This is a genomic window from Bremerella sp. JC817 (genome assembly GCF_040718835.1).
Taxonomy (GTDB): domain Bacteria; phylum Planctomycetota; class Planctomycetia; order Pirellulales; family Pirellulaceae; genus Bremerella.
In genome coordinates this window covers 859791-879965 of the sequence record NZ_JBFEFG010000280.1, presented here as the reverse complement: position 1 = coordinate 879965, position 20175 = coordinate 859791, and the positions used below count along the sequence as shown (strand labels likewise).

At 57.7% G+C, this 20175-nt stretch carries 9 protein-coding genes; 5 read left to right on the top strand and 4 right to left on the bottom strand.

Annotation, left to right across the window (positions count from 1 at the left end):
- Nucleotides 1–16: 16 nt before the first annotated feature.
- The gene (locus tag AB1L30_RS21985; RefSeq protein WP_367016020.1) at nt 17–4981 is read right to left on the bottom strand and encodes a PVC-type heme-binding CxxCH protein; all 4965 of its coding nucleotides are present in this window, start codon (nt 4979–4981) and stop codon (nt 17–19) included.
- A 348-nt stretch (nt 4982–5329) separates the two neighbouring features.
- On the bottom strand, nt 5330–7030 hold the full coding sequence (locus tag AB1L30_RS21980; protein ID WP_367016018.1) for a PQQ-binding-like beta-propeller repeat protein: 1701 nt from the start codon (nt 7028–7030) through the stop codon (nt 5330–5332).
- Between the two features lie 426 nt (nt 7031–7456).
- Between AB1L30_RS21980 and AB1L30_RS21975 the strand changes: the two genes are divergently transcribed.
- The 5 genes from AB1L30_RS21975 to AB1L30_RS21955 all read left to right on the top strand — a co-directional run bounded on the left by AB1L30_RS21975 (nt 7457) and on the right by AB1L30_RS21955 (nt 15425).
- Nucleotides 7457–11467 (top strand): hypothetical protein, encoded by a 4011-nt coding sequence (locus tag AB1L30_RS21975; RefSeq protein ID WP_367016016.1) that lies wholly within the window; start codon nt 7457–7459, stop codon nt 11465–11467.
- Between the two features lie 69 nt (nt 11468–11536).
- Nucleotides 11537–12319, top strand: coding sequence for a segregation/condensation protein A (locus tag AB1L30_RS21970; protein ID WP_345088690.1), 783 nt, complete (start codon nt 11537–11539; stop codon nt 12317–12319).
- 126 nt (nt 12320–12445) lie between these two features.
- Nucleotides 12446–13285: an MBL fold metallo-hydrolase gene (locus AB1L30_RS21965; RefSeq protein WP_367016014.1), complete on the top strand. Its 840-nt coding sequence runs from the start codon at nt 12446–12448 to the stop codon at nt 13283–13285.
- Nucleotides 13286–13294: 9 nt separating this feature from the next.
- The gene (gene hemW / locus AB1L30_RS21960; RefSeq protein ID WP_367016012.1) at nt 13295–14422 is read left to right on the top strand and encodes a radical SAM family heme chaperone HemW; all 1128 of its coding nucleotides are present in this window, start codon (nt 13295–13297) and stop codon (nt 14420–14422) included.
- A 373-nt stretch (nt 14423–14795) separates the two neighbouring features.
- The gene (locus tag AB1L30_RS21955) at nt 14796–15425 is read left to right on the top strand and encodes a pentapeptide repeat-containing protein (RefSeq protein ID WP_367016010.1); all 630 of its coding nucleotides are present in this window, start codon (nt 14796–14798) and stop codon (nt 15423–15425) included.
- A gap of 15 nt (nt 15426–15440) precedes the next feature.
- Here AB1L30_RS21955 and AB1L30_RS21950 read toward each other — a convergent pair whose 3' ends face one another.
- Both AB1L30_RS21950 and AB1L30_RS21945 read right to left on the bottom strand, forming a co-directional pair.
- Nucleotides 15441–16790, bottom strand: a complete 1350-nt coding sequence (locus tag AB1L30_RS21950; protein WP_367016008.1) for a DUF1501 domain-containing protein — start codon at nt 16788–16790, stop codon at nt 15441–15443.
- A gap of 91 nt (nt 16791–16881) precedes the next feature.
- The gene (locus tag AB1L30_RS21945) at nt 16882–19986 is read right to left on the bottom strand and encodes a DUF1553 domain-containing protein (RefSeq protein ID WP_367016006.1); all 3105 of its coding nucleotides are present in this window, start codon (nt 19984–19986) and stop codon (nt 16882–16884) included.
- Nucleotides 19987–20175: the final 189 nt, after the last annotated feature.

Here is a 20175-nt window from a genome sequence, read left to right as displayed (position 1 = left end):
AGGGGCAAGCAGAACTCTATTTTTTTAGTGTCGAAAGGTATTCGACGACGTCGACCAGTTCCTCAACGGTCATCAGTTTCTGCAGGTCGTTTGGCATGACCGAGAGCGAAAGTTTGCGGATCTCTTCGACTTCGTTCTTCGGGATCGTACGAGCCAGGCCTTCAGCGTTGGTGATCGTGATCGATTCGTCCGTTTCGCTCGTCTTCAGACCGGCAACCGCGGTACCACTATCGGTCAGGACCGCCCAGTTTTCGTAGTTGTGGCTGATACTGGCACTTGGGTAAAGGATGGCCTCGTACAGCGCTTCGCGGCTCAGCTTCGAGCCGATTTCGCTCAGGTTCGGACCGACTTCCTTCCCTTCTTTCTGCACCACATGGCACTTATTACAGGTACCAACCGTGGTAAAGATCTTCTTACCGTTCTCGACTGAGCCATGCATCCGAACCAAGGCTTCCATCGGCGGCAATTGCTGATTGCCCTTGGATGGTGGCTGCGGGAAGACCTCGTTCGCCTGGCGACGGACGTCTTCCCACACGGCGACCTTCAGCGGAGACGCGGCGGCCTGCATCAGTTCCTCATCGAGCTTGCCTGCTTTGGCCATCTCGAGAAGCTGTCGAGCCGACTTCTGGTTGTTCGCCAACCCCTTCACCGCGGCACGACGCACCTGCAGATCTTGTGAGGCATCGTTCAGCATGCGATTCAACCAGGCGTTGGCCTGACCGGTGCTGCTGTTTGAGATCGCCGTGGTCAGGGCCAACTTCTCTTCTGGCTTGCCTTCCTTCAGCACCGATGCCAGCAGTTGGTTCTGGCCACGTCGCAGCAGCACGCTGATGGCAGCCACGCCCGTATCCGACTGTGGCTCGGCCAGCGCGGCTTGCAGCAAATCGGCGTAGTGGTTTTCGAGTTGGAAACGATCGACAAGTTCGATGTACATCGGCGTACCAGCCAGCTTCTGCAACGCCTTTTCCATCGAGGCAACTGTCTGGGCGTTCCCGGTATCGAGCTTTCGCAATCGCTTGACCGATTCGGCGATGATTATCGTTTCGGCCGCATCGTGACGGGTATTGGCGAATGCCAACTGAGCCACGGCCGAGTCGACGCCATCCTTATTCGGCTGGAAATCAAACGCACGGAAGTAACGTGCCAGTCCGTCGACCGGGTTGCTGGTGTCTTCGATCAGCTTGACCAACAGTTCCGGGGTTTGTGCGGCGCGGCTTCGCCAGACAATATCCTTGGTTGCCGGCGAGCTGAGGTCTCCGCCCACTTTGCTCAGGTAAGCTGCCAAACGCGAATCCCAGTGCAGATCGGCACCGATCCCCAAGGCTTCCAGGTACCAGCGATCTTTGCCGTCGTGCTGCTGAGCCAGTTCGGCCCACTGCTGCGAAGCGAGGTCGCTGCCATCGAAACGGAGTTCGATCACGGCTGAACGACGCACCTGAGGGGATGGATCGCGAAGGACCTTGGCGACCACTTCGGTGGCCGGCAGCTTCAATTCGTGAGCCAGTCGCAGACCCACGATGCGCAGGTCGGCGTTATCCGCCGATAGAGCCTGGTCGACGATCTGTTGTCCCTTGCCAGGAATCAACCCGAGCAGCCACAGCAGGCGGGCCTGGTATCGAGGATCGTCGGAAGCTTTGTAAGCGGCCTGTAGCGCGGCTTCGGCAGCGGCACCTTGATTGTGCAAGTTCGTCCATGCCATGTAGCGAACCGAAAGGCAAGGATTCTTGAGGGCTTCGATGCAACCTTCGGTGGTGGTGAAGTCGAACTTCGGCACGTTGTACTTCGATCCTTCTGGAGCGACGCGGAACAGACGGCCCCGATCGAGATCGCGCTGACCGTGACCGCCGACGCCTGGATCGTACCAGTCGCTGACGAAGATCGAGCCATCCGGAGCAACGCAAACGTCGGCCGGACGGAACCAGTTGTCGCGAGCCCCCTTCAAAATGTCGACCGATTCGGCCGAGTAGCCGGCACCATCGTTCTGAACCGGATAGGCACGCACGATGCTCGGACCGGCATCACAGTGGATGACCTGATTCTGGAACACCTTCGGCAACAACGTGCCTTCGTAAACGCAGATACCGGTTGGCGAACCAGCGCCGGTTTGCAGCAGGTTCGGCACGACGCCGGGATCGTTCAAGTGCCAATGGCGAAGCGGGATCTCTTCTTCCATGTTCGTTCGTGGATCACGCCAGCCGGCGCCGGTCATCTGATCGCGGTAGCCGAAGTTGCCGTACTGCATGACGTAGTTGATACGGACGCCGCGGTTACCGTCGTCGTCGTTATCACTTTGCCACAAGGTGCCGAACGAGTCGACCGTCACTTCGTAGTTGTTGCGGAAGTTGTGTCCCAACACCTCGAAGTCGCTGCCATCGAGATTGCAGCGGAACGGCATTCCACCGAAGTAAGGCTGGCCATTGTCGACGACTTTGTTCCCTGCCAGATCGACGACCACTTCACCGTTGGCATCGTGGACGTGCTGACCGGTGTTGCCGACGTTCCAGTACAGCTTGCCGTCAGGACCGAACAGGAAACTGTGGGCCGAATGATCATGCTGGGGTTGGCCCGTCTTGGTGAACAGCATCTCTTTTTTGTCTGGCGTGTCGTCGCCATTTTCGTCAGTGAACACGATCACGTTCGGAGCAGCCGAAACAATGACCTTGTTCCCCAGCACGCAGATCCCCATGGCCGAGTCGATGTCGCGACCCTGGTAGAAGACCTTGCTCTTTTCGGCGACGCCGTCACCATCTTCATCTTCGAGGATCAGGATGCGATCCCCTTCTTTCCGCGAACCATTGTTGCCGCGGTAGTTCATCACGTCGCAGACCCAAATGCGGCCGCGGTGGTCGATGTCGATATTGGTCAGGCTCTTCAGCTCTGGCTCGGCAGCGACCAGCGTGGCCTGCAGTCCAGGATAAACGTCCAAGTTACCAACAGCCGATTCCGGACTGCGCGATGCGTCGGAAGCGGATTGCGAAACATTGCCAGGGTCCTGCGTATAAACCGCGAACTGCACCGACGTGTCGCTGCCACCATTTTGATTGGTGCCGCCGTTGTCCAAACCACCGATGGCGGAGAACTTGGAATAACCTTCAGGGATGTCGAACTCGATGACCGAGTTGGCATGCGTCCCGATGCCGTTTTCGTACTGCTTGTTGTTGACCATCAACGGCTGACCGTTGACGTTTCGGTTCTTCTTCACGCCTTGCCAGTCGGTGCTGGCCTTGTTCCACTTCAGATCGGTCAGCGAAAGTTCCCCCTTCGAGCCTTCCAGCTTTGGATTGATCCAGTCGGCCCAGTCGCAGCTGAAACCATTGCCACCGTCGGTAACGACCAGGTACAGCTTCTTCGCCCCTTGCAGGTCGACACGAATGTCGACCTGATGATTCGGGGTCGCCGAGGTGATCACAGGGCTTTGGAACAGCGGCTTGACGTTACTGGAAACCTTCTTTGGTTCCGGCTTCTTCTTCGGCTGTGGCTTTGGCTCTGGAATCAGGCCTTCCATGTCGTCGCGCGTCAGCGAGTCCGATTCGACCCCCTTGGCAGGGACTTCTTCGTGGCTGATCCAGACGATCGCGTTGAGCACCACCTTGCGGAAGTTTGGGTCGGCCCAGTTCCAGTGATAGTGACCACCGGTGAAACCGAAACCGCGTCCGCCATCTTCGCGTTCCGAGGCCCAAGCAACATGCTGCGGTTGGCCCTTCATGGCACGCACATGTGGGTTGCCACTATGAGGACCATCGGGACGGCTGAGAGTGCTTTCAGGTGGAATGGCGGTCAGGATCGGCGTGACCCCCTCCATGTCTTCACGAAAGCGCATGTTGTAGTACCACTCGTCGTTGATGTCGAATGGCTGTACCCCGTTGGTTACGGGGTGCTGAGGAATCTGCGTGAAGGAAGCGGTCCAGTGTGGATTGACGCTCCAGTGCGTTTCAAAGTAGCCGCCGATCCAGTCGACGAACTTGTCGCCTGGCTTTCCCTTCGGGGTTTCCACCCCGTAGTGAATGCAAGCCAGGCCGACGCCGTTGTCCATCAGCTTCTGGAACTCGTCGAGGTGGGCGTTGAGCAGATGACGTTCGCCACCATCGCAATAGACCACCACGGCATCGGCGTTGTCGAACGCGGTTGGATCGTCTGGCCAGCCACCTTTGTAGATCGAGGCTTCAAACTGGGGCATGTTTTCGGTCAGCGCCAACATCAGCAGGCGGCAACCAGCGACGTGCTCGTGATCGCCCCAAGCGTGGCTCGGGGTGCCTGGCACGAAGACAACCTTCTTCTTGCCATCTTCCATCGGAAGACGCTTGAGCTGGATGTCTTTGAACTGTACCTTCATCGGGGGACCGGCATGCAACTGCAGAGCCAGGATACCGCTGGTTCGCGAATCCTTTTCGCCTTCGTCGATCACTTCCGAGGTCACATTGCCGTTGATCTTGTGGATCAGGTGGTTGCCCTTGGCAATGATGTGGTACTCGTTCCAGTCTTCTTTGTTGATCTTGGCCTGCAGGTCGGCCGACTGGGCGAAGCGTTCCGCCTTGTAAGGACCTTTGCCATCGGTGACGGTGGCCTTCTCGCCACGCTGGGCCAGAATGCCGCGACCACGTTCTTCGTAGTTGATACCGCTGTAGGTATCGCCACTGTCGATGTCGGCCTGGTAGCCTTTGGCGACGTGGTTACCCAGGTCGGTCGAACGATACTGAATGCCCGAGTTGCCGCCCATGATGCGGTACTTCAGCTTCAGCTCGAAGTTGTCGACTTTGCCCTGATCCCAGATCAGGAACGTGTTGCCCTTGGTTGGATTGTCCGGCGTGGTCGTTCCGGTGATCGCACCGTCTTCAACACTCCAGAACTTATCGATACCACTCCAACCGTTGAGTGTCTTTCCATCGAAGATCGGCTTGAAGCCATCGTCTTCTGCCATCGCCAATCCGGCCGAGGCGACAAACAGATAACCGGCAAAGAGCCATGCCAAATGCTTGGTCATATGATTCAAATCTCCTGCAAGGTGAGGTAGTTGCGGATGCGTGCGAATTGCCAACCGCGCGCAGTCTACGAGAAGCTTGATGAGGAATTTGGATTCGTCAGGCTGGCACAAAGTCGCCTGGGGATTCGCGATTTCGTGAACGACGAACGTACGGCTGGTTAGGGGTAGTTTAGCCCGGAACTCCCCTGAATTGCACTAACCTAAGTTGATTAATCCGTCCATTTTTGCCGAATGGTCAAGGACAATCTGGCGGTGAAGGGTAAATAGTTTTCCCTTCTGCAAAAGAAAAGGCCTTGTGTCCGCAACGAACGCAAGGCCTTTCAGAGTGACTTAGAAATCTCGGCGAGCTTAGCTTCCGAACGGATCGCTCATACCGGCTCCATCGTCGGAACCTCCACCGAACGGATCGGATCCGCCACCACCAAATGGATCGGAGTTACCGCCGCTCGAACCACCGCCGAATGGGTCGGAGCTTCCGCCACCAAACGGATCGCTCGAACCACCACCGCCGCCGGAGCCGCCGAATGGATCAGCTGCGTTACCGCCACCACTGGAGCCTCCGAATGGGTCGGCCGTGCCGCCTCCACCACCTGCAGGTGCGAATGGATCAACAACACCGCCACCACCAGCTGCCGGTGGAGCAAATGGGTCGACTGCTGGCTTGGCTGGGGCCCCCTTGTCCCCTTCCTTGCCATCGCCTGCTTCACCTTCTTCTGGCTTGGCAGCTGCTTTCACTTTCACGTGAACCATGGGGTAAGGATCGGCGGCCGAACGCAGCACAACCATGCGCCCCGTGTTGGTACCGAGGATGATCCGGTCGGTCTGGGAATTGGTATAGAAGAAGTCGTAACCACCCAGGTCGAGACCGCCAACACGGGCACCCGATTTAATATCGAGCACGACCAGGTTCTTGTTTTCGTCCAGGCAATAAACGTACTGATCGTTGGCCGAGAGGAACTTATCGACTCGCGGGACGAACCATTTCACATCCCCTTCTTCCAAGCCAAGCTTGTAGATCCCGCCTCGCTGCAGCGTAACGTAGACGCCGTCATCGATCGCGATCGCCGAGCTGTCGATCGGCAGCCCGCACGAGAATCGCCACTGGATCGTGCCGTCAGTCGAGTAGATGCAGTAGACGTAACCGGTTTCGGTCGTGAAGAACAAACGGAGTGGACCTTGGTTGCTAGGTGGCGCCAGGATCTCGCCACTCGATTCGATTCGATAACGAACCAGCGGCCGATCGGCGTAGCCGACGTAGAAGTAGTTCCGGTCGGTAGCCCAGGCCACCGAAGTCGGCGTAGCCACCATCGGCTTCACAATGCGGCCAATCGACTTGTAACGTGGCGTCAAACGAGGACCGCCGTCGAAGTTGTAGGCGACCACAGTGCCATCGAGCAGCGGAATGTAAACGAACTCGTCACCCACCACAGGCCCGGCAATCGGCACGCCTTCGATCGGCTTGGTCCATTTGACTTCGCCGTTTCCGCGGAAGAGGCAGTTGAGTTTGAAGTTATTGATGACGAACACGTACTCGTCATTCGCGGCCGGAGCTGGCTGTGGAAAGCCTGGGCGACCATAGCTCTTGGTCCAGTCGAGCTTGCCGGTGCGGCCATTGACCGCCATCAGCGTGCCGGCGCTGCTTTGTGCCAGGAAGGTAACTTCCGGGATTTCCAGTCGATTGATGACTGGTTCGCCTTTACGGGTATCGAGCCGGGCCACGAACTGTTCGGCCTTCTTCTTGGCACCTTCTTCCCCCAGCGGCTGGCCGAGCGTACCCAGCTCGTTAGCGCTGAACGTCGTCGTGCGGCCAGCGTGTTCGACCTCGAAGACCACCAAAGGGTCCCTCAAGCTAACCACTTGGCGGAAAGAATCGAGCTTCGAGCGCTCCGGATCAATAGGCAGTTGCCCAGACCACAGTTTCTCGAGACCGATCCGTTCCAGTTCGATTGGCGAGAAAATCCGCGGCCCCAACTGGGCCATAGCAGGAGTGGCGGCCATCATCACGACAGTAAAGATGGCAATCCGCGAAACGCATTTCTGAATTTGCATAGTTGGTCGTGCTTCCTTCAACTGGCACCCCAAACGGCCCAGCGTTCTCTGTGGAAACTACATCGGACAAGAACCTCCGCTGCGTGGGCAACGGCGGTCGTAGCGACAAGATTTAGGACAAGGAACGCCAAAAACAGCATCCCCTTCAAGCATAACACTCGATTGGGAAATACCTTGCCGAGTTTTTCATCTTAATTCAGAAGGGCGAAAGGCGTCACGTTTTCGGCCCGGTTTTCACCAAATCCTCGTTTTTCAACGATTCCTGGGGCTGTTCATCGCCTAGACCCCAGCACAACTCCCCTCTACGATGAACTTCTACGGGAGAATCGACCACTCCAACGAGGGGTACAGCGATTCTTGTCCAGCTCCCGTTATCAGAGCTTTCTGAGATTTTTGGCGTCTTCTTTCTCTCGCAGCGGATGGTTCATGGGTGATCGAATAGAAGAGAATGGCTTGCTCGAGAAGATTCTCGGCTACTTCAATTTCTCTTCCGGAGACTACGACGCTCGTTTTGCCGCCGCAATGGACCAGCTTTTCCGGCATTTGCACGACGGATCGGCTGACACTCCATATTGGCAGTGGGAAAAGGCTGGCGACACCCTGAAAGAGGGGCTCGAGCGACTCAAAGCGACTTCGGCCGCTCTCAAGCAAAGCGAACAAGCCGAAACCGCGCTGCGATATGTCTTCGAGGTGGTCCTGCCGGGTTACCTCGAATTCCATCACGACCTGCTCTTTCATCAGAGCGGCGGCAGTTTGTTCTCGCCTTACTTCGTCGTCCGGGCCACCCAGGCCGTTCTAACCCAATCGGCGGAATGGGAAAACGAGCCGCGCGTGCTGAAGAATTGTCTGCATCAGCTCAACGATTACATCGGTCATCGCCCGGTCCCAGCTCTCGAAACGCGCAAGACCGAGCCCTACCCGCACGAATACTGCCGTCCGATCCCAATCTGGGTACGGGGAGCCGGTGCCTGCCTGGGCCGCCATCAAGAGATCGTCGAGAAGACGCTCGAACTGCTGCAGGCCACCGACGCCGATATCTTGCAGGATGCAGGCTTCGATCCCGAGAACCTTGACGAACTGGCCATCGATCCACGCGCTTACGATTTCGAGCATCCCGTCAACAAGCGACCAAACTATCAGTTTGGCCAGTGGGATCCGGACCACATCGATCTGAACGGCAACTACAGCCGGTTCGTCGTCCAGCAAGTCACGCTCGAAGCCCTGACCGATCGCGTCGATCGCAACCCACCGGAAGATCTCTCGCACGAAGACCTCGTTTACGAGGCAGCGGCCGTGTTGGCTGGTGTCGTGCTGATGGGAGCCGGCATCTCCGGCAGTGGTCCTGGTGCCTACGATTCCGAGATGACGCTCTCGAAGTTGGTTCCGGTGATCGCCAACTACCGAGATCGCTTCTACAACCAATTGCTCGATAGCTGCCCCGAGTCGATGTCGGTTCGCTTGAACGAAGAATCGATCCAGCGTCGGCAACCGTTCGGTGCCGCTCGCCAGCATCTCAATGGCTACTTGAGCAATCGCCGTGCAAAGCAACTGGCGCACGTTCGGCTGGCATTGATCTACTCAAGAATGGGCTACCCTGACGCGGCCGGGCAACAGGTCGATATCGTGCCGACGGCCTCCGCGCGGATGCAATGCCGCATCGAGTGCTTCATCACGCTGGCCCATCAGGCAATGCGTCGAGGCGACTTGAACGAGACGATCGATTACATCCACAAGATCGTCGACCGTTTGCATCGGGCGATCGAATGTGGCGCGATTGTCGATCCTTGGAATATCCTCGGTTTCGACGGGCAGTTCAGTTTGTTCCCGGCCTACGAGAACAGCGTCCGCGATCATCGCGTCGACGACCTGGCCCGGATGATCGAACAGATCTTTGACCTGATGTCGCAGGCCCTCAGCGAAGCGGCCGTACGCGATGACGAAGCGGTCCGATCGAAAACGGCCTGGGCCTTCGAAGAGTTCTCGATGTGGTGGCATCAGTTCGCCACCCATGAACTTTCCAGCGTTGACAGCCCCAGCGGAGACGAAGCGTTCGCCGCGGCTCGTCGCGTGGCCGATGCCTTGCGGCTATGGCACAAAGTGGGTGCCGAAGCAGGCGATGTCGCTTTCTGGTCGCCGCATGCCGAGATGTTCGATTCGCCGAAGGCGTATGGCCTGGTGATTCAAGCGCTGCTCGAGCGAAACGACTTCGTCACGACGATGGCGCTACTGATGCATTGGTTGGAACAAGCCGACGAGATCCCGCTGCATCATCTCGATACGTCCTACTTCGCGATGGCGACCCAGTGGATCCTGGCCTATCAAAAGCACCGCGAATCGCTTCCCAATACGGAAGAGAATCAGCAAGCGACCTGGCAAATGATCCGGCGGTTCGTCGACTTTCAGGAAGCGAACGCCGGGACCTATAACCAGGTGCCAGGCTGGTTTTCGCAGCGCACCAAGAAGGGCCAGTTCGACGAAGAGCTCGACGCCTTGTTCCAAGGACAAGAACCGGGCGACGACGACGACATCTTTCAGGCAGCCTACGAGGATGTCACCTTCACCGACAGCACCGACGACGGCAACGAAGGTGCGATCTTCGACGGTGGCAGCAGTTCGTCCGACAGCAGCGAAGACCTGCAGATCGAATCGCGCCGCATCAACATGCACATCTCGTTTCTGAGCTGTGTCGCTCAGCAGTGGCAGATGGCCGCTTTCCAGGCCATGCGTACCACGGGCGATCCGGCCGTGATCGAGAAGCTGCTGCAGTGGCGTGAACAAGCCATCAGCAACTATCGCGAACTGCTGGAACTGCTTCTGGTCGTGAACCAGCACAAGCTGAGCGATATCAGCGGCAACCATCAAGAGATGGTCGAATACGACCGGCAACGTGCCGTGAAAGAATTCGTCCTGGAACGAATCATCACGACGACGGTCAGCACCGCTTCGGCCGCACGAATTCTGTCGTCCGCCGTTGCGGCCGTGGCTCCGGAACATAAGCAGTCGCTAGAGAACCTCGAGAAAGAAATCGGTGCCGAACAGACCTTGGCCGTCGATCTGTTCGCCGCGATCCTTGCCGGCGATACCGATGCGGTTCAAGAACACTTTCCACCGCTGCTTAACACGCTGAAAGACAAACCGCTCCTTTACGTACCGATTGCCAAGCGTGGCGGTCCGCTGCGGATTGTCTCGACCCGCGTTCGCCAGTCGACCATTCGCGAGTTGCTGCATTGGTTGCCACGCGTCGGCCAATACGACCTGTCGCGGCAACTGCTCGACACGGCTCGCAAGATGGAAAACGACAACCCGATCGGTCCGGGAGCGATCACCGAATTCGATGCCCTTTTCGAGACCGGCTTCCTGGCGATTATCGACGCCGTGGTTGCCTCGTCGGAAAGCTGGGAAGTCGCCAAAGAGGGTGGCCAGGAACTCGATAACGCGTTGGTCGAATGCCTGGAGCATGTAACGCAGAACTTGCTGATCGTCTGGCTCAATCACAGCCGAACATTGCGACTGTCGGCCGTCGAGAAGTTTGCCGACCCGAACCAATGGAAGCTGGTTCAAGCGTTTATCCAGCGTTATGGCGGCGACCTCTTCACGCAGCACTTCTTCAATCGAGGCAACATCCGCAGCATTCTGCATGGCGGAGTCGAGACCTGGATCGAGAAGGTTCGCCAGCAATGGCCGGAAGATCACTGGCCTCTGTTCATCCAGGCGATGGGCACGAACATCAATCGCACCGAGTCGATCGCCTGCTTCAGCATGGTGATTGAAGCGGTCCTCGAGAACTTCCCAGAGTATCGCGACTACAACAGCACCACCACGCAGAGCGATCGCGGCGAATACTTGTATATGTTCCTCGACTTCCTGCGACTGCGAACGGCCTACGACCGCGTGTCGTGGAACTTGAAGCCGATTGTCATGACGCACGAAGTGCTGGTCCGGACCGGGCACGCCGAAGCAGCCCAGATGTGGCGGAAGGCCCTCGCCGATCGGATCGAGGACGAAGCCGAGAAGTATGTTCGTCGTCTGCGGGAGTTGCAGCGTGAATATGCCATGCAAATGCCGACCGTCGCCGACCGCATTAAAGAGCGATTCGTTCGTCCGCTGGCAGTCGATCGGATTTGCTCGCTCGTTTCTCAGGCGATGGTCCACATGGGCAGTGACGAGGCAAACGTCGCCTTCAAGCTGCTTTACGACGAAGCGGAAGCCCTGGTCGAAGAACCCAGCGGCGTGGGGCTTGATATCCCCACCTGGCTGAAGGCCTTGGACGAAGAAGTGACCAAAGTCGAGCTCGACGCTAGCTTCTCCAGCGACAACGAATCGTGGCAGCCTAGCGAAGCTATTCCGCTGAGGAAACTCTCACTGGAAGAAGTTCACGACCAAATCGACGGCTGGACCACCCATTTCCCTTCCGGTGGGGACGACGAGGAGGAATAATTGATTCCACCTCCCCCGACCGGACTTACCGCCGGGGATCTTACGTCGACGACAGACAAGGTACAACTGATGAACTTTCGAGTTGAAATCCCGATCTATCGCGGGCCACTCGATCTGCTTCTGTACCTGGTCCGTAAGCACGAGCTCGATATCGTCGATATCCCGATCGCCCAGGTTACCCAGCAGTACCTGCAATACCTGGAGATCTTGAAGGCGCTGGACGTGAACAGCGTGGCCGACTTTCTGGAGATGGCCAGCACGCTGATCGAGATCAAATCGAAGCTGGTCCTGCCGCAAGTCGAAGACGCCGACGAAGAAGAAATCGACGACCCGCGCGAACAGCTCGTCGAACGTCTCCTGGAATACAAACGCTTCAAAGACGCCGCCAGCTTGCTCGAAGATCAGGGCCGCAACTGGCAGCGCCGCTTTACCCGTGTGGCCGACGACTTACCTCCCCGCAAAGTCGACATGGCCGACCAGCCGATCAACGAGGTCGAACTATGGGACCTGGTGAGCGCCCTCAATCGCTTGCTACGCGATAACAAGGCGCAGCAGCCGACCAACATTGTGTACGACGACACCCCGATTCGCGTCCACATGAAGTACCTCCATCAGCGGATCGTCGACGAGGGGAAGGTACGTTTTCATACTCTTTTTCCGCCAGATGCCCAGAAGACTCGCATCATTGGCATCTTCCTCGCCCTACTGGAACTGATTCGGCACTATAATACGCTGGCCCACCAGGACGAGGACGACCAAGACATCTGGATTACCGCCGGCGAAGGATTCCAGAACGAAGTTCAGTTCGAAGACGTCGACGAATACAACTCGGGAAAGCTGACCACCGACTGAACCTTTCCTGACCGATGCGGGTCCCACGTTTCCGGCGGCATTAGTTCGCTGGCACACGAACCTCGCCACGAGATCGGCTTGCCTGTCGTCAAGTGATTTGCCAACCACCGATACCCTTTTGACATCATGCTAGACAACGCCCCGCTGCGGAAACTCGAATTCAACGGACTGACGATCGAAGGGTATTCCCGCGCGGCCGTGCAGACCTATTGGCGAATCCCGGAGATGAAGCTCGGCTTCGATCTCGGCCTGCAGCCCTGGGATTTCATGGGCACCGCCACCTGGTTCATCTCGCACACGCATCTCGATCACATCGCCGCGTTGCCCGTTTATGTCTCACGGCGACGACTGATGAAAATGCCTCCTCCGGTGATCTACATGCCCGAGGTCGCCATCAATCCGGCGCTACAGGTACTCAAGGCGTTCAGCCGACTCGACCGCGGCAAGATGCCATGCACGCTCGAACCTGTCGTGCCAGGACAAGAGATCGAGCTCTCGCGCGAACTGGTCGTCAACGTTTATGCGACCAAGCATACGGTTCCTTCGGTCGGTTACATCGTTTCGCAGCGACGCCGCAAACTGAAGCCCGAATTTCAAAGCCTGCCCGGCGATCAGATCCGCGACCTGCGACTCTCCGGAACGGAAGTCACTGAGGAACATCGGCATCCGCTGCTGGCTTACCTGGGCGACAGCCGGGCCGAAGCGATGGACGAAGCTCCAGAGTTCTACGAAGCCGACATCCTGATCATGGAGATGACCTTCGTCGCACCAGATCATCGCAAGGAAAAGATCCACAAGATGGGTCACATCCATCTCGACGACGTCGTGGCCCGGCAAGACCGCTTCAAGAATCAGAAGGTGATCGCCTCACACTTCAGTACCCGGTACAACAACCACCAGATCCAAGAGCACGTCAAGTCGAAGCTGCCCGGCATGCTGGATGGCCGACTTCACTTGTGGCTCTGATGTCGTGCCATGCTTGAAGCTCCTCGCAGTGCGTACCTTCACGTCCCCTTCTGCACGCATCGCTGCGGCTACTGCAACTTCACTGTCGTCGCCGGTCGCGACGACCTGACAGGGGCTTACCTCGACGCGATCGAGGCTGAACTTCAGCAGCTTGGCCAACCACACGAAGTCGACACCATCTTTCTCGGTGGCGGTACGCCGACGCATCTCTCGCTGCCAGAACTGTCGCGGCTTTTAAACCTGGCCCGGCAATGGTTCCCGCTGGCGGAAGGAGCCGAGCTGAGCGTTGAAGCGAACCCGATCGACATCACTGCCGAGAAAGTTCAACTGCTGTATGACGCCGGCGTGAACCGCGTGAGCCTCGGTGTGCAGTCGTTTCACGACGCCAAGCTCAAACTGCTGGAGCGCGATCATAACCGAGCCATCGTCGAGCGTGCCGCCAACTTGTTGTTGGCCAAGATCCCGAACATTGGGATGGATCTGATCTTCGCCGCTCCAAATGAAACACTGGCCGAGTGGGAGAACGATCTGCAGTCCGCCATCGCACTCGGTGCCCCACATCTTTCGACCTATGGCCTGACGTTCGAGAAAGGGACCACCTTCTGGAGTCGCCGCGAGCATCAACAGCTTCACGAGGCGGACGAAGAACTGCAGCGCGACATGTACCTGGCTGCGATCGAACACCTTACCGCCGCCGGGCGACGCCACTACGAGGTCTCGAACTTCGCGCTGCCCGGTTTCGAGAGCCGCCACAATCAGCAGTATTGGCTCGGCAAGCGATACTTCGCCGCTGGCCCTGGTGCATCGCGTCATATCGGGATGCAGCGCGAGACCAATCATCGCAGTACGACCACCTATATCCGGCGGATGCAACAAGGCCACTCTCCCGTGGCAGAGCAGGAAACGCTGACCGATGAAATGAAAGCGCGCGAACGACTCGTGTTCGGCCTAAGGATGATCGATGGCATACACATTCCCACCTTCCAGCAGGATACTGGCATGACTCCGTGGGAGTTGTGCGGAACCGAAATTGACCAGTTTTTGGCCATCGGCCTCTTAATCCATGACCATGATCGCTTAAAGTTAACGCGCGAAGGTCTACTAGTAAGTGATTCGATATCTATCGAACTCTTATAAGGGCACCCCATCTCCAGAGTGCCCCTCTGCTCGACGATTCACCGTAATTCCCGCGGAATGAGCGTTCGCCACAAACGGCACCCTACTAACGCTCCGATGACATAATTTGTTCCTTTGTCATATTTTGTTCTTTGTGACGAAGAACAAAGTGGGTAGAGTGAGAGAAGGTGATGCGAAAAGATTTTCGATCTTCACCAGAACTCTCCTGCCACATTCCTATTCAACCAGAAGAGCCCTCGACGCAAGACACGTCTGTCGGTTTTTCATCTACGGGACATACAAGACGAGGCGTCGGTTTACGTCGGAAGAGCGAACGTTCTTCTTGATGTGACACCCCAAATCCTTGGCCAGTTTCATTTCTGGGAGTGACGCCATGATTCAGATCAAGCATCGCGCTACCGGCGAAGTTCTGTATGAAGTTGATGCAGACTCGCTGGCAGGTGCCAAGCTCGTGGGTAAAAACCTGGCGGGCGCCGACCTGTCTCGATTAGTTCTTCGCGGCTGCGTTTTCGACAGCGACAATCTGGACGAAGCCTCGTTCGAGAAGTCCGACCTGGAAGGCGCCACCTTCATGGGTGCCAGCGTCAAGCATGCCTGTTTCGACGGAGCCAACATGACCGGCGTCGTGATGACCGATGCCATCTTGAATGACTCGTCGATGCAGAACGTCAACTTGACCAAAGCCAATCTTCGCTATGCCAAGCTGCACAATTGCAACCTGAGCGGCGCTCGACTTGTCGAAGCGGATCTCAGCATGTGCGATTTGCGATGCGACATGCTAAAGGCCAACCTGACGCGAACCGATTTGCGTGGGTCCAATCTAGAGCGAGCCGATCTTTCGCACGCAAAGGTCGACGAAGCCAACTTCACCGATGCTACCATGACCGACGCTCATCTGGATGGCTGTTACCTGGAACGGGCCATCAATGCATGTGCCAAGCATCGCCCCTTCAAGGCGAAGCCGCACGTCGTGAAGCGTCCGTGGTGGATGGTGTGGGCCTAGCCGCTGCGAAGGCGCTTAACTAAGAATCTTCCGTACCACGTTGCCATGCACGTCGGTCAACCGGAAGTCGCGTCCCTGGAAGCGATAGGTGAAGCGTTTGTGGTCGATCCCCAACAGATGCAGCAGCGTCGCATTGAGGTCATGCACGTGGACCGGGTCTTCCGTAATGTTGTACCCCAGTTCATCGGTCGCACCGAGTTCGTAACCAGCCTTTACACCGCCGCCAGCCAACCACATGGTGAAGCAGCGGCTGTGATGATCGCGCCCATAGTCGTCGCGTTCGATGCTTCCCTGGGCGAAGGCGGTTCGTCCGAACTCGCCACCCCACACGATCAAGGTATCTTCCAGCAGCCCTAAGCGGGCCAGATCGTTCACCAAGGCGGCCGAGGCCTGATCGGTGTCGCGGCATTGCAGGGTCAGCTCGCTGTTCAAGCTGCGATGCTGATCCCACCCGCGATGCATCAACTGAATGAAACGCACGCCCCGTTCCGCCAGCCTTCGGGCGAGCAAGCAGTTGGCTGCGTAGCTTCCAGGGCGACGTGCGTCTTCGCCATACGCTTGAAAAACCGACTCCGGCTCGCTCGTCATATCCGTAAGGCCAGGGATCGACATCTGCATGCGATACGCCATCTCGTATTGAGCAATCCGGCTTTCGATTTCCGGATCACCTACGAGCTGCGATTGCTGTTGGTTCATTGCCGCCAGCGTATCGAGTGCCTGACGACGATCCTTCGCCGAGATACCGCCAGGATTGTTGAGGTACAGCACCGGGTCGCCATTGCTGCGGAAGCGAACGCCCTGATACCGCGAGGGCAGGAAACCGCTCGACCACAGACGATCGAACACCGGCTGTTGATTCAGCTTGGCACTACCGTGCGAGACCAACACGACAAACGCCGGCAGCTCTTCATTTTCGCTTCCCAGCCCATAGCTCAACCAACTTCCCAGGCTCGGCCGTCCTGGCAGTTGATGCCCAGTCATTAGCAGCGTCATGCCAGGATCGTGATTGATTGCATCGGTATGCATCGAACGAATGCGGCACATCTGGTCGGCGATACCGGCCTGATGCGGCACCAGTTCGCTGAACCACATTCCTGCTTTGCCATGCTGACGGAAGGCGAACTTGGTCGGCGTGAGTGGCAATGAATCTTGATCCTTGGTCATCGTCGTCAGACGCTGTCCCATGCGGATCGAGTCGGGAATTTCTTGACCCTGCAGTCGCTTAAGCTCTGGCTTGTAGTCGAATAGATCGTGCTGCGAAGGAGCCCCCGACTGGCAAAGATAGATGACACGCTTCACCTTCGGTTGAAAGTGCGGCAACTCCCCTTCACTTCCCCAGACCTTGGGCGCGGAAAGCGCATGCAAGGCCAACGCTCCGACCGACACCCCTGCGGAACCGAGGAATGTTCGTCGTGTCTGCCGATCTGCCAGCTTTCGCAATTCGTGCTGCACTGCGTTACGGTGTGGTCACCGCCTCGTCGAGGTTCAAGATCGTATGGCACACGACCGTCATCGCCGCCAGTTCGGGCGACGGTTCGACGTGCGTCTCTCCTTCCGACAATAAATCCTTCACCGCATGCTCTTCCCGAGCAAAGCGAGCCAGTTCGCGTCGATGCAATTGAACCAGCAGCGTTAACTCTTCGCGGGTAATCGGTCGAGAGACCACCCGCAAAAACGCTTCTTCAATCGCCGGATCACGCTCGAAACTCTGATTCCGTAGCACCTCGCTGGCCAGCACTTTCGCCGCTTCCACGAAGGTGACATCGTTCAGCAGCACCAGGGCCTGCATCGGCGTGTTGGTTCGGCTGCGCTGCGCCACGCAAGTCTCACGATTGGGTGCGTCGAACGCCAACATGTTCGGCGGCGGACTCGATCGTTTCCAATAGGTATACAAACTCCTTCGATAGAGCCGCTCGCCATGTTCCTGATCGTAGGACTGGGCCGAAAATTGTGGGCCGCTGGAGATCTCTTCCCACAACCCAGGCGGCTGATAGGGCTTCACGCTGGGGCCACCAATCGTGCGCACCAACAAGCCACTAGCCGCCAATGCCTGGTCACGAATTTCTTCTGCCGACAATCGCAAGCGAGGTCCTCGCGCCAGCAGTCGATTGTCGGGATCCTCGCGATACGCTTCTTCGCCGACGTGACTCGATTGCCGATAGGTGTTGCTGGAAACGATCAAGTTTTGCAATCGCTTCAAATCCCAGCCACTGGCGATCAAGTCGCTGGCCAGATAATCGAGCAGTTCCGGATGGCTCGGCAGATCGCCGCGGGTTCCGAAGTCTTCGACCGTCTTCACGAGCCCAGTGCCGAAGTAGTGTGCCCAATAGCGATTCACAATCACGCGTGCAGTCAGCGGGTTCTTCTCGTGGACCAACCATTGTGCCAGTTGCAGGCGATCGTTCTTGCCCTTGGCGGCGGCGCTGAAGAGCTGCGTCGGAACCATCGGATCGACCACCTCGCCCAATTGATCCCACGCACCTCGTTCGCGGATATGCGAAGTCCGTGGATTGGTCCGCTCGCGCATGACCATCGTCTCGGGATACTCCGCTTCGAGACGTTCGATCTGATAGCCACGGTCGGCAACTACCTTTTCGAGCCGGATGAATTCCGCTTCGGTCTCTTGCAGGTAATAACGCTTCAGGCGCGACGTCTCTTCGGCTGAGCGTTGCCGGGGCGGGATCGCCAGCAACTGGGCAATCGGATTTCCCCCAGCCAGAACGGCGACTTCTTCGTCCGACCAGCGACGCCCATCGATCCGCACTTGATCGATTAGTCCCCGTGCGGCCAGCAAGGTTTCGCTTGGGGTTGGCGGATCGCGAACCGCTTCGACCGACGCTTCTTCGTCCTCGGTTTCAGGTTCCAATACCAGTCGTTTCCCACGAACCCAAATCGCCGAGTCGGCCGGGCCTGCCGGATCAATCGTCACTGCGACATGCTGCCACAAGTTTGTTTCCCACTGGGTCGTCTTCGCATGCCAACGTCGGACATCCCCCTGGGGCGAAGTCTGTACCAGTTCGAATTCGCCACCGGTCTGGTTCAGCTCCACATTCGATCCATCGGCCAACTGGGCCGCATAAAGCGTTTGTGGGCGATCAATCGTCGGATAAAGCCAGGCACTCAGCGAGATCACCCCAGGCTTCTTTCGCTTTAATGCGAGATGAAGATTGCCATTGCCGAGCAACGCCTGCTCGACCTTGCCGGGTACCAGGATGGCTTCTCCTTCCAACGAGATAACGTCGGAATCGATCGGCAGTTGATCGAAGCCACACTTGGCCAATAACTGCGACTCTTCCACCAAAGCAGCACGCCCCTCGCGACGGGCCGTATCTTCCCATGCAGGCATATTGACGTATTCGTCCGCAAGCATGCCAGCGATCGCCGCTTGAGCTTGCTCGCGATCCGCCTTCAACTCAGCAAGTCGCCGACGCTGAGCTTTGGTCGGGCTCTTAATCACCGGCACCGCATTACCGAGCGAACCATCGAGACCTTTTTCGTCGACGTTATCGAAGTAGGCGGCCATCTGATAGAAGTCGCGCTGCGAGATCGGATCGTACTTGTGATCGTGGCACTGAGCACACGCGAGCGTCATGCCGAGCCAGACGGTGCCAGTCGTGTTGACCCGATCGACCACGTAAGCATGCCGGTACTCTTCATCGAAGGCGCCGTTCTCGTCGTTGACCGGTGTGTTGCGATGAAAGCCGGTCGCGGTCAATTGATCGATGGTTGGGTCGGGCAGCAGATCGCCTGCCAATTGTTCGATGGTGAACTGGTCGAACGGCATGTTCTCGTTGAGGGCTTCGATCACCCACTCGCGATAACGCCACATATCGCGGTGGCTGTCGATGCTGTAGCCATGCGTGTCAGCGTAGCGTCCCAAGTCGAGCCACTCGCGCGCGAAGTGCTCGCCATAGGCAGGCGACGCGAGGAGTCGCTGAATCACCTTGCTCTCCGCTTTCGGAGAATCGTCGGCCAGGTAACGTTCGATCTCTTTCGGAGTCGGCGGCAAGCCGGTGAGATCGAAGGTGACGCGTCGCAGCCATTGATGACGCGAGGCAGGCTCGGCCGGGGCCAGACCATTCGCTTCCATTTTGGAGAGCGTGAAGAAGTCAATCGCGTTGGCTGGCCAGTCGGCCTGACGTACTTCTGGCAGGTCGGTTTTTTTGATCGGCTGCAGCGACCAGAGATCTTCCCAGAGAGCATCCAGTTCAATCCATCGCCGCAGCGTACCAATCTCGGCGAGCGTTGGTTGATGCTCGGCATTGAGGGGCGGCATGCGGAAGTCAGGGTCGCTCGATACCAGCCGTCGATAAAGCTCACTATCGCGAGGTTTGCCAGGGACGACATGCTCCAAGGCACTGCCACGCTGATCGAGTCTTAAGTCGGCCTGGCGTGTCGCTGCATCGGGGCCGTGGCATTGGTAACAGTGCTGAGCCAGAATCGGCTGAACCTCCGCAGCGAAGTCGATCGGCGGGTCTTCGGCAGGCAGCGCAGCAGTGATCGTCAGCGTGCAGAAGATCGCTGCGAAAAAACGAACTGCCCTGAGAAAATCTCTTTGCAAGTGGCCGTCGCCGGGAATGAAGGAATGAAGCTGCTATTCCATCATATACGCCGGGTTGGAATAGGGTCCAAGCGCCCTATTCCAGGAACCAGGAAGAGATGCCACTATGACAGGTCGTAGCGATTAAAGAGGCTGAAATGCCTCCACTGTCTGGCTCTTCGTCGCGACGGCCGCCAGACAGTTAGCCTG